Genomic DNA, 10,800 nt, shown 5'->3' on the forward strand with positions numbered 1-10,800 from the left:
GCCCTCCGCGCGAAGCGCCGAAACGGGTGGGTGGGTGGGGAAAACCCCGCGCGGAGCGCGGGGGCACCGGCCGCAGGCCGGGCCGGCGCGGAGGGCCCGCCGCGCGAAGCGCGGAAAAGGGCGGGTGGGTGGGGGAAAACCCCCGACGCCGTGCCTACTCGCACCGCAAGCCATCCCCCGGCGTCTCCCCCCGCAGCAGATGCCCGTTCACCGCGTCCGCGACACACGCGTTGTCCGGCGTGTACGCCCCATGCCCCTCGCCGTCGTTCGTCAGCAGCGGCGCCACCGACGGGCCGCCGATCGCCTCCTGCATCCGCTCGGCGCCGGCGTACGGCGTCGCCGGGTCGCCCGTCGTCGCGACCAGCAGCAGCGGCGCGGCCGCGTCCGGCGCGCTGAACTCCTCCGGCTCGGCGGCCTCCTCGAACGGCCAGCCGAGGCAGCCACTCACGCCCCACAGCATCCACTCGCCGAAGACCGGCGAGGCCGCCTCGAACGCGTCCCGGTGCTGGACGACCTCGTCCACCTCCATCCGCGACGGGTCGTCCGCGCAGCGGATCGCGTTGAGCGCCGGCATCAGGTTGCTGTAACGGCCCTCGCCGTCACGGCCGTTGTAGAAGTCGGCGAGGAGCAGCAGCGTGTCGCCCGAGCCGGCGTTCAGCGCCTCGTCCAGGCCCATGGTCAGGTACTCCCAGCTGTCCTCCGAGTACAGCGCCGCCGCGATGCCCGTCATGCCCAGGCCGGACGTCAGCCGCCGGCCTTCCTGGTCGGCCGTCGGAAGCGGCTCGACGGCCAGGTCGTCGAGCAGTGTCTCGATCGTGGCGACGCCCGTCTCCACATCCCCGCCCGTCGGGCAGTCCGAGCCAGCCGCGCAGTCCTCCAGGTAGTGCTCCAACGCGAGTTGGAACCCCTCGGCGTCGAGCAGCGACTGGGCCACCGGGTCCGGGTTGGGGTCGACGACCGCGTCGAGCACGGCGCGGCCGACGTTCTCGGGGAAGAGGTGGGCGTAGACGGCGCCGAGCTCCGTCCCGTACGAGATGCCGAAGTAGTTGAGGCGGTCGTCGCCGAGCGCGTGCCGGAGCAGGTCCATGTCGCGGGCGGTGTTGTTCGTGGAGAGGTAGGGCAGCAGGTCGCCGGAGTTGGCCGCGCAGGCGGCCGCGTACTCCTCGCTGTCGGCGACGAGCTCCGCCTCATCCTCGGCCGTGCGCGGCGGGCCGGTGTCCTCCTGGTCGCCTTCGTCGATCTCGTCGTCCGAGAGACAGACGACGCCCGCGCTCTCGCCGACGCCGCGCGGGTCGAAGCTGACCAGGTCGAAGCCGCCGGTCCGCAGCTCCTCGTACTCCTCGTCGATGAGCGGCAGGGTGCCCACGCCTGAGCTGCCAGGGCCGCCGAAGTTGAAGACGAGGGAGCCGAGCCGGTCCTCCTCGGCCACCGTGCTGACGACGCGGATCAGCGCCATGTCGATGGTGTCGCCGTCGGGCCGCTCGTAGTCGACGGGCACGGTGAGCGTGCCGCACTGCCACGGCGTGCCGTCCGAGAGCTGGGTGGGGCGGCCCATTCCCTCGCCCTGGAGGGGGGTGGGTGCCGCGCAGTCGCCCCACTGGATGCGCTGCTGGGCGAGCGCGTCCGACAGTCCCGGGTAGGAGTCGCCGGCCGGTATGGACTCGGTGCCGGCGCCCCCGCCGCCTTCCGCGCCCCGGCCGCCGTCGTCGCCGAGGTCGAGGGCGAGCTCGCGCGACGAGCAACTGGCGAGAAGCAGACCGGCGGCGAGCGCCGAGGCGATCGCGGCGACGACCCGCCGGGAACGGAAGTGCGAATGTATGTTCATTATGGGCAGACGGTACCGTCGGCGGGCGTCGCTCCCGAGAGCAGGTACGCGTTGACGGCCGCGACGGCGCACGCGTCGCCGCGCCCGTCCCGTCGCCCAGCCGCATCCGCTCGGTGCCGACACCGAGCGTCGCGGGGCCACCCGCCGCACCGACCAGCAGGCCCGGCCCGGCCCCCGCGCCGCGGGAACGGCCCCGCGCGGGCGGGGACCACCTCACGCCACGTGTGGCCCTCGTCCTGGCGGTGGGAACAGCCCGCGGGTGCGGGGAGTGGAGGTGGTGACCCGCGGATTTAGTCGGGGCTGGTACGGATTTTGCTTACTTCCTGAGGTTCGGACCTTCCGGGAGTATCGATCATTCTGGGCATCGTCTCCCTGGGGTGGCGAAATGGGGCGCGGGGCGAAGTAAGCCTGGGGGCCCGCACGTTGCGGCCGCCGGTCGAGGCGCGGTCACGGATGCCCTATCAGCCACACCAGCCGCACCTCTACCCGGTCGGGGAAGACCCGGTAGCCGATGGAGACGCCGGCGTGGGGGAGGACGAGGCGGCGGAGGGCGGTGGGGCCGAGGCCTTCGAAGAGTTCGCCGGTGGAGAGGGGGTGCGTGGCGAGGGGGCCGCGGACGGCGTCGTTGACTGCGCGGCGGCGGGTGGGGGTGAGGGAGGCCATGCCGCGGCGGGCATCGGACATGACCTCGACCTGGTAGGTCACCGGTGCCTGGTTTCCAGGCTGTCGGGTGCGTAGTCGGCGATGAGTTCGTCCCAGCTGACGGTGTCGGCCGTCTCGTCCTCGCTGGCCTGGCCGGCCTCCTGGAGGTCCGGGTGGACGCGGGTGAGCCAGGCGATGCGGTAGGCGGCGATGATGCCGGGGATCTCGTCGAAGCGGGCGGCGTCGAGGCGGGCCGTGAAGGAGAGGAGTTCCTGCGGCCAGGGGGCCAGCGCCGCCTTGAGTTCAGCGATGGTCTGGGGGCCCTCGTCCGGGTCGAGCCGGTAGGGGGAGCGGGTCGGTGGGGCGGTGTGGTTCACCCGGCCTCCCGTCGCGTTGGGTGCCCAAGGTTAGTCGGTGACGATGGCCAGGGCGAGGCCGTCGTAGCCCTTGTGACCGACCGTCTGGAGCGCGGTGGCGTCAAGCCGGGGGTGGGAGCCGAGGAGTTCGGCGAGGCGACGGGTGCCCTGGATGGCGGGGTCGGTGGTCTTGGTGTCGAGGACGGCACCGTCGCGGACCACGTTGTCGAAGACGATGACGGAGCCGGGGCGGGAGTAACGGACGGCCCAGTCCAGGTAGTTGGGGTTGTTCACCTTGTCGGCGTCGACGAAGAAGAGGTCGAAGGGGGCGAGGGAGGACAGGGAAGGGAGGGTGTCGAGGGCCGGGCCGACGCGGACGTCGACGCGGTCGGCGAGCCCGGCGCGCTCCAGGTTGGCGCGGGCGACCTCGGCGTGGCGCGGGTCGGCCTCCAGGGTGGTCAGGCGGCCGTCGGCGGGCAGCGCGCGGGCCAGCCAGATGGTGCTGTAGCCGCCGAGGGTGCCGATCTCCAGGATGCTGCGCGCGTGGTGGATCCGGGCCAGCAGGTGGAGGAACCTGCCCTGGTTGGGGGCTACGTTGATGTGCGGCAGGCCGGCGGCCTCGCTGGCCGCGAGGGCGCCGTCGAGGGCCGGATCAGCCGGGACGAGAAGGTCGTTGAAGTAGTCGTCGACCTGGGACCAGATGGGCTGCGTCATGGTGCCGAGGGTAGGAGAAGGGACAGCGATGGGTGAGGACGCGGGGCCGGTGGCGCTCGTCACGGGCGGGGCGAGTGGGATAGGCGCGGCGATCGTCGGGCGGTTGCTGGCGGGCGGTCACCGGGTCACCGCCACGGGCCGGAGCGCGGAGCGGCTCGGGCGGCTGGCGGAGGCGACGGCGGCGGGGGACCGGCTGTTGACGCTGCCGGGCGACGCCACGGACCCCGAGGCGGTGGCGGAGGCGGTGAAGATGACGGAGCACGCCTTCGGGCGTCTCGACCACGTGGTGGCCAACGCGGGTTACGCCACGCACGACACCGTGGCCAGCGGGGATCCCGAGCGGTGGCGGGGGATGGTGTTGACCAATGTGCTCGGGCCCGCGTTGCTGGTGAACGCGGCGCTGCCGGCGTTGCGGCGCAGCCGGGGGCGGATCGTGTTGATGGGGAGCGTGGCGGGCAGCAAGAACGTGGCGGGGAGCCTGTACTCGGCGACCAAGGCGGCGGTGCGGGTGCTGGCCGAGAACACCAGGATGCTGGTGACGCGGGACGGCGTCGGGGTCACGTTGGTCGCGCCCGGGCGGGTGGACACGTCGGGGTGGGGGGACGGCGGCCCCGGGCCAGGGCCGTTGCTCGCGCCGGAGGCCGTCGCGGACTGTGTGGCCTGGGTGTTGGCGCAGCCGCCTGGCACGGACGTGAACGAGGTGGTGGTGCGGCCGTCGGGGCAGAAGGTGTAGGCCCGCGTCGGCGTCACGGCTTGCAGCGCTTGCCGTCGTCGGGGACGTCGCCGTTCAGCAGGTAGTCGTTGGTGGTGTCCTGCACGCACTTGTTGCCGCTGTTGTAGGCGCCGTGGCCCTCGCCCTCGAAGACGAGCTCCACGCCGACGTCGTCGCCCAGCGCGTCCTTCATGTGGGCGGTGCCGTCGAAGGGGGTGGCCGGGTCGCCCGTGGTGCCGATCAGCAGGATCTTGGGGGCGCCGTCGGCGCTGACGTCGGGGTGCGCGCGCTGCCCGTCGACCGGCCAGTGGGTGCAGTTGAGCAGGCCCCAGGCCATCTGGGGTCCGAAGACGGAGGAGGTGTCCTCGAAGTCGTCGAGCTTGTCGCGGACGTCGTCGACGGTGAAGCGCTGGTTGGAGTCGGCGCAGCTGATCGCGGTGAGCGAGGACTGGAGCGTGCTGTAACTGCCGTCCGGATTGCGGCCGTTCATGGAGTCGCCGAGGGCGAGCAGCACGGTGCCGTCCGGGTTGTCCTCGGCCATGGCGTCGTCCAGGCCCTGGGTGAGGTAGGGCCAGAAGGTCTGCGAGTAGAGGGACTGGGCGATGCCGCTCCAGGCCAGCGACTGGGTGAGCTTGCGGTCGTCCGGGTCGCGGGTGTCGAGCGGGTGGTCGCGCAGCCCGTCGAGGAAGTCGCGGAGCTTGTCCTCGGCATCGTCCGGGTCGGTGCCCAGCGGGCAGTCGTCGCTCTGGGTGCAGGCGTCCAGGTAGTTGCCGAGGGCGAGTTGGAAGCCCGCGGTCTGGCCTAGCGCGCCGTCCTCGGCGCTGCCGGTGGGGTCGACGACGGCGTCGAGCGCGGCGCGGCCGACCCGGCGCGGGAACAGGTGGGCGTAGACGCCGCCGAGTTCGGTGCCGTAGGAGATGCCGAAGTAGTGCAGCTTGTCGTCGCCGAGCACCTTCCGCATCAGGTCCAGGTCGCGGGCGGTGTTGGTGGTGGTGAGGTGCGGCAGCAGGTTGCCGGCGCGGTCCTCGCAGCCCTGGTCGAACTCCTTGAGCCGGTCGACGAAGGCGCGCCGCTCGTCGGCCGTCCGCGGGTCGGCGTCGGCGGCGAAGTACTCGTCGAGCTGCTGGTTGTCGAGGCACTGCACGCCCTCGCTGTCGCCGACGCCGCGCGGGTCGAAACTGACCAGGTCGTAGCGGCTGTTGAGCTTGGCGTAGTCGGCGCCGAAGGCGGGCAGCGTGGCGACGCCCGAGCCGCCTGGGCCGCCGAAGTTGAAGATCAGGGAGCCGATCCGGTCGTCGCCCTTCGCCTTGGTGCGGGCGCGGATCATGGCGATGTCGATGGTGTCGCCCTCGGGGTTCGTGTAGTCGAGGGGGGCGGTCATCGTGGCGCACTCCCAGTCCTCGCCGTCCGGCAGCGGGGAGGGGCTGGCGGCGCCGTCGCCCTCGGCCGCGTCCGGCTTGGGGCAGGCGGCCCAGCTGAGCTGCTGTCTTGTGAAGCGCCCGGGGAGGTCGTCGGTGTCGGTGGCGTCGTGGCGGGCGGCCGGGCGCACCCGGACGGAGTCGCCGTCGGCCGCCGCGCAGCCGGGGACGGTCAGCAGGGCGGTGGCGGCCAGCAGGATCGGCGTGCGCAGCCGGGCTCGGGTCATCGCGGTGGGCTCCCATCGGTCGCTCCGACCCGCTCATCGTGTGCGGGGGCGGGCGGGGGCCGCACTCCGGGCCGGGACAACCGGGTGACGGCGTCAGGCGATGTCTGTCCTAGCGGAGCGGCCGGAGCCAGCGGCCGCGGAGGGCGAACAGCACGGCGGCGGCGACGGCGACCAGGAGGAGCGAGACGGCGGTGGCGCCGGTCGGATCGTCCTGGAGCAGCAGGTAGACCTTGAGGGGGAGGGTCTGGGTGGTGCCCGGCAGGTTGCCGGCGAAGGTGATGGTGGCGCCGAACTCGCCGAGCGCCCGCGCCCAGCAGAGCGCGGCGCCGGCGGCCAGCGAGGGCGCGAGCATCGGGAGGGTGACGAGGCGCAGGGTGCGGAGCGGCCCCGCGCCCATGGTGGCGGCGGCCTCCTCGTACTGCGGTTCCAGGCTGGCCAGCGCGCCCTCCAGGCTGATGACCAGGAACGGCATGGCGACGAAGGTGGACGCCACCACGGCGCCGGCGGTCGAGAAGGGCAGCACGACGCCGAGCGACTCCAGGTAACCGCCGAGCAGCCCGCGCCGGCCCAGGCCCTGGAACAGCGCCACGCCCGCGACCGTGGGCGGCAGCACCATCGGCAGCAGCACCAGAGCGCGGACGGCGGTGCGGCCGGGGAAGTCGACGCGGGCCAGCAGCCAGGCCAGGGGTATCCCGAACAGCAGCGAGAGCAGCAGCGTCCAGCCGGAGACCAGCAGCGAGAGCCGCAGCGCCTCGGTGACGGCCGGCTCGGTGAGCCGGCCGACCAGGTCCGACCAGGGGGCGTCGACGAGGATGCCGAGCAGCGGGACGGCGAGGAAGCCGGCGGCCAGCACGGCGGGCAGGACGAGGGTGCGCGGGGCCCGCGTCCTCATGACGGCGCCGTCCGGGACTCGGCGGACGTGGCCGTCACGGCGCCTGGAAGCCGGCGTCCGTGAGCAGCGCCTGGGCCTCGTCGGAGGCCAGCCACTCGACGAAGTCCGCTGCGGCGTCCGGGTGTTCCGAGTCGGCCAGCGGCGCGGCCGGGTACTCGGCGGTGACGTTCTGGTCCTCGGGGATGTCCACCGTGGCCACCCCGTCGCCCGCGGCGGTGGCGTCCGTGACGTAGACCAGGCCGGCGTCGGCCTCGCCCAGCTGCACCTTGCCGAGGACGGCGCGGACGTTGGGCTCCTCCGAGTCCGGCGTGGCCTCGACCCCCTGGGCCTCCAGGATCTGCCGGCCGTAGCGGCCGGCCGGGACCTCGGGCGCGGCCAGCACCAGACGCAGGTCCGGGTCGGCCAGGTCGGCGAGGGCGGCGACGCCGGCCGGGTTGTCAGGCGGGGTGACGATGGTCAGCGCGTTGCGGGCGATCACCACGGGGTCGACCGCGGTCTCGTCGGCCACGCCGTCCATGGTGGGGGTGTCCGCGGTGACCAGGACGTCGGCCGGCGCGCCCTGCTCGACCTGGGCGACCAGCTCCTGGGAGCCGGCGAAGGAGAACTCCAGCGTGGTGCCCGGGTTGGCGTCCTCGTAGACCTCCTTGGCCTCCTCGAACACGTCGGTGAGGGAGGCGGCGGCCAGCACCGTGAGGGTGGCCGACTCGTCCGCGGCCGCCGCGTCGTCCGCCGGGTCGTCCTCGCTGCCGCAGGCGGCGAGCGGGACGAGCAGCGCGGTGGTGGCGGCCAGGGTCAGCAGGGAGCGGGCGGCGAGCTTGACGGGGTGTCGCACGGGGGCCTCACACGGTGTCGATGTGGACGTTGGTGGCCTTCACCCGGGCGACGGCCTCCATGCCGACGGCCAGGCCGAGTTCCTCGACGGCTTCCCTGGTGAGCAGCGAGACCAGCCGGTGCGGGCCGGCCTGCACCTCGACCTGGGCCGCGACGTCGCCGAGCCGGACGGCGGTGATGATGCCGGGGAACGCGTTGCGGACCGAGGTGCGCGGCTCGTCGTCCGAGGCGTCGGAGCCGGGGTCCTGGGCCAGCGAGACGGCGAAGGCCGCCAGGTCCTGGCCCTCGATCAGGCGCCTGCCCGCCTCGTCCCTGCGGGTGGGGAGCCGTCCCGAGTCGGCCCAGCGTCGGACCGTGTCGGGGCTGACGCCGAGCAGCCGGGCGGCGCGGCCGATGCTGTAGGAACGCATGTGCGGGAGATTATGGGGGTGCGGCTCGCATCCGCAAGGTGATCCCGGATCCCGGGCTCGCGGTTGCGAGCCCGGGATCCGGGCGAGGCTAGATCGACTGTTTTCTGGTGAGGTGGGTGAAGGCGAGCCAGCCTGGCAGCACCGGCAGCCAGAACGTCATCAGCCGGAACAGCAGCACCGCGCCGAGCGCCGCGTCCCGCGGGATCCCGAAGGTGGCGAGGCTGGCGACCAGCGCGATCTCGACGGCGCCGATGCCGCCGGGCGTCGGCGCGGCGGAGCCCAGCGCGTTGCCCGCCAGGAACACCACGGCGATGGTCGGATAGCTCAACTCGTAGCTGAAGGCGCGCAGCGAGGCGTCGAGGCACATCACGAACGCCAGCGTCATCAGCAGCATCCCGCCGATCCCGCTGAGCAGCTTCTTCGGCTGCTGCACGATGTCCAGCATGCGCGGCACCACGCCCGCGAACAGGGTGCGGATCCGGTCGTAGATCGCCTTCCGCAGACCGGGGATGGCGGAGACGATCAGCACCACGACGGCGAGGGTCAGGAGGCCGGCGATCACGGTGCGGGAGGCCGGGAGCGAGGGGGTGTGCTCGGTGCCGGCCAGGTAGCCGAAGACCAGCAGCAGCGAGATGTGGCTGCCGAGCCCGAAGAGCTGCGAGGCGCCGACGCTGGCCACCGCGTGCCCGGGGCGCAGGCCCTGGCGTTGCAGATAGCGGGTGTTGAGCGCGACGCCGCCGATCGCGGCCGGGGCGACCAGCTTGACGAACGAGCCCGCCACCTGGGCCGTGACCGTGCGCAGGTACGGCACCCGCTCGGGGACGAAGCCGAGCAGGCTCATCGCGGCGGCGAAGTAGGTGAGGGCCGAGAAGCCGGCCGCGATCAGCACCCAGCCCCAGTTGGCGCCGTCCCAGACCCGCTGGAACTCCGGGTTGATCAGCTGGATGGTGAGGAAGTACGCCGCGAAGACGGCGGCGATGATGCTGACCAGGGTGCGCGGCCGCATCCGTTGGACGCGGGCCGGTTCTATCGGGGCCTGCGGGCGGATCAGCAGCACCTGTTCGCGGATCAGCGACAGCAGGTCGGGCTCCTTGGCGTTCTCCAACGCCTCGTCCATCACCTGCTTCTCGGCCTGCCGGGCGGCGCGGGCGGTCTTGCGGTCCGCGTTCTCCGGGAGGTTGCCCGTCGCCTCCCGGTAGACCCGGGTGGCCTCGAGCACCGCGTCGCGCTCGCGCTGCGACCGCTCCCTGGCCAACTGCCGCAGCGTGGCACGGGTGTTGCGGCTGAGCGCGATCGGCTGGAGCAGCGGCAGGCTGTTGGCCACCGCGTCCGGGCCGAGGATGGCCACGGCCGCCGCCACCGCGCGCTCCGCGCCGGCCCGCAGGCCGAAGGCGGTCAGCAACTGCGCGACGTCCATCCGCAGCAGCAGGTCGCTGGCGGCGATCTCGCCGCCGCGCAGGTCGGTGAGGTAGACGGTGCCGGCGTGGTCCACGAGCAGCGAGCCGCCGTCCAGCCTGCGGTGCGCGATCCGGCGGGTCTGCAGCGCCGTCACCTGCCGCCAGGCGGCGCGCATCAGCTCGTCGGTGATCTCGTCGTCCGGGAGCGAGCCCAGGTCGCGGCCGCCGGTGTGCTCGTAGACCAGCATCACGGCGTCCGGACCGAGCTCCGAGGTGGCGATCAGCTTGGGCGCGTTGGCGCCGGCCGAGATCGCGGCGTAGGCGAGCAGCGCCTCCTGTTCGAGCGCCTGGCGCAACGAGGGCAGGCTGCGGCGGGTGGTGATGCCGCGCAGCGCGAGCCGGCGCCAGACGCGGTAGAAGAAGCCCTGCGCCTGCTGGGCGCGGTCGACGACGGTGACGTCGAGCGGGGGCCCCGACTCCAGGGTGACCAGGTAGCGCCTGGTCGGCTCCGAGTAGTCCTGCCGGTCGCGGCCGTCCGCGTCGCCCCGGTCCTCGGCGCGCAGCGCGCTGACCGGGCGGAAGCCGACGTGCCGCAGGCCGGCGAGCAACTGCTGCCCCGTCGGGCGGACGTTGGGGGAGCCGACCGTGTAGAGCGTGGCGTAGGCGATCGTCCAGCCGAGGAGGACGGTGACGATGATCGAGAACGGCGTGGTGAAGCCGGCGACGAGGACGGCGAACCCGTCGAGCAGCAGCACCGCCCACATCGCGAACCGCCAGCGGGGCCGGTGGGTCATGCCGACGGCCGTGGCGTAGGCGATGACGGGCGCCAGGTAGCCGTGCACGGGGTCGGTCGGGACGCCGCCCGGGCCGTCCCTGGTCAGCGCGTCCTGCACGGTCTCGGGGGCCAGGCGGGCCACCCAGAGGCTGAAGGAGAGCGAGACGCCGTGCGCCAGCACGGCGGCGAGCACGCCGTCCGCGATCCGCAGACCGTCGCGCCGCATCAGCCGCTCGATCGCGAAGGCGACGGGGACGAGGAGGACGGCGATGGCGGAGACGAAGCCGGCGAAGCTGATCAGCAGCGAAGGCGCCTGGGCGGCGCCCTTGTCGACGTCGCGCTCGATGCCGGCGGTGGTGCCGATGGCCCAGGTGGCGAGGGCCAGCACGACGGCGATGCCGGCCAGGCCGAGCAGCACCCGGAGCAGGTCGGCCGGCCGGTGCACGCGGGCCGCGAGCAGCGGCTCGTCGCTGTCGATGTGGGTGGCGGTTTCGCCGCCGGTGCCGGCCGGGCCGGCGTCGGGCGCCGGGGCGTCGTCCACGCCGGGCACGGCGGGCGCGTCGGCCGCCAAGTCGGATCGTAGCCATGTCGTTCTGTGAGC

At 73.4% G+C, this 10,800-nt stretch carries 10 protein-coding genes; 1 reads left to right on the top strand and 9 read right to left on the bottom strand.

Features of this window, described 5'->3' with window-relative positions; translation table 11 throughout:
• Nucleotides 1-154 precede the first annotated feature (154 nt).
• The 4 genes from ACYVPE_RS37505 to ACYVPE_RS37520 form a co-directional block, all read right to left on the bottom strand.
• Nucleotides 155-1,825, bottom strand: a complete 1,671-nt coding sequence (locus ACYVPE_RS37505; protein ID WP_461038316.1) for an alpha/beta hydrolase — start codon at nt 1,823-1,825, stop codon at nt 155-157.
• Nucleotides 1,826-2,272: 447 nt separating this feature from the next.
• Nucleotides 2,273-2,530, bottom strand: coding sequence for a hypothetical protein (locus tag ACYVPE_RS37510; protein WP_461038317.1), 258 nt, complete (start codon nt 2,528-2,530; stop codon nt 2,273-2,275).
• Nucleotides 2,527-2,844 carry a hypothetical protein gene (locus tag ACYVPE_RS37515; protein ID WP_461038318.1) on the bottom strand — a complete coding sequence of 106 codons (318 nt, stop codon included), beginning with the start codon at nt 2,842-2,844 and terminating at the stop codon, nt 2,527-2,529. Before ACYVPE_RS37515 ends, ACYVPE_RS37510 begins: the two co-directional genes overlap by 4 nt.
• A 30-nt stretch (nt 2,845-2,874) precedes the next feature.
• Entirely contained in the window at nt 2,875-3,537 is a 663-nt protein-coding gene (locus ACYVPE_RS37520; RefSeq protein ID WP_461038319.1) for an O-methyltransferase, read from the bottom strand.
• A gap of 28 nt (nt 3,538-3,565) precedes the next feature.
• Between ACYVPE_RS37520 and ACYVPE_RS37525 the strand changes: the two genes are divergently transcribed.
• Nucleotides 3,566-4,270 carry an SDR family oxidoreductase gene (locus ACYVPE_RS37525; RefSeq protein WP_461038320.1) on the top strand — a complete coding sequence of 235 codons (705 nt, stop codon included), beginning with the start codon at nt 3,566-3,568 and terminating at the stop codon, nt 4,268-4,270.
• A 13-nt stretch (nt 4,271-4,283) separates the two neighbouring features.
• Here the strand turns inward: ACYVPE_RS37525 and ACYVPE_RS37530 are convergent, their stop codons facing one another.
• The 5 genes from ACYVPE_RS37530 to ACYVPE_RS37550 form a co-directional block, all read right to left on the bottom strand.
• The gene (locus ACYVPE_RS37530) at nt 4,284-5,894 is read right to left on the bottom strand and encodes an alpha/beta hydrolase (protein WP_461038321.1); all 1,611 of its coding nucleotides are present in this window, start codon (nt 5,892-5,894) and stop codon (nt 4,284-4,286) included.
• A gap of 109 nt (nt 5,895-6,003) precedes the next feature.
• Nucleotides 6,004-6,786 (bottom strand): ABC transporter permease, encoded by a 783-nt coding sequence (locus ACYVPE_RS37535; protein ID WP_461038322.1) that lies wholly within the window; start codon nt 6,784-6,786, stop codon nt 6,004-6,006.
• A gap of 34 nt (nt 6,787-6,820) precedes the next feature.
• Entirely contained in the window at nt 6,821-7,618 is a 798-nt protein-coding gene (modA, locus tag ACYVPE_RS37540; RefSeq protein ID WP_461038323.1) for a molybdate ABC transporter substrate-binding protein, read from the bottom strand.
• Nucleotides 7,619-7,625: 7 nt separating this feature from the next.
• Nucleotides 7,626-8,027: a TOBE domain-containing protein gene (locus tag ACYVPE_RS37545; protein WP_461038324.1), complete on the bottom strand. Its 402-nt coding sequence runs from the start codon at nt 8,025-8,027 to the stop codon at nt 7,626-7,628.
• Nucleotides 8,028-8,115: 88 nt separating this feature from the next.
• Complete coding sequence (locus tag ACYVPE_RS37550; RefSeq protein WP_461038325.1) at nt 8,116-10,770, bottom strand: lysylphosphatidylglycerol synthase transmembrane domain-containing protein; 2,655 nt, start codon at nt 10,768-10,770, stop codon at nt 8,116-8,118.
• Nucleotides 10,771-10,800: the final 30 nt, after the last annotated feature.

The organism is Streptomyces mayteni, from assembly GCF_054783955.1.

What these genes read in the sequence shown, in the direction of transcription:
- ACYVPE_RS37505 (WP_461038316.1), bottom strand. Translation starts at nt 1,825, where the DNA reads ATGAACATACATTCGCACTTCCGTTCCCGGCGGGTCGTCGCCGCGATC.
- ACYVPE_RS37520 (WP_461038319.1), bottom strand. Translation starts at nt 3,537, where the DNA reads ATGACGCAGCCCATCTGGTCCCAGGTCGACGACTACTTCAACGACCTT.
- ACYVPE_RS37525 (WP_461038320.1), top strand. Translation starts at nt 3,566, where the DNA reads ATGGGTGAGGACGCGGGGCCGGTGGCGCTCGTCACGGGCGGGGCGAGT.
- ACYVPE_RS37530 (WP_461038321.1), bottom strand. Translation starts at nt 5,894, where the DNA reads ATGACCCGAGCCCGGCTGCGCACGCCGATCCTGCTGGCCGCCACCGCC.
- ACYVPE_RS37535 (WP_461038322.1), bottom strand. Translation starts at nt 6,786, where the DNA reads ATGAGGACGCGGGCCCCGCGCACCCTCGTCCTGCCCGCCGTGCTGGCC.
- ACYVPE_RS37545 (WP_461038324.1), bottom strand. Translation starts at nt 8,027, where the DNA reads ATGCGTTCCTACAGCATCGGCCGCGCCGCCCGGCTGCTCGGCGTCAGC.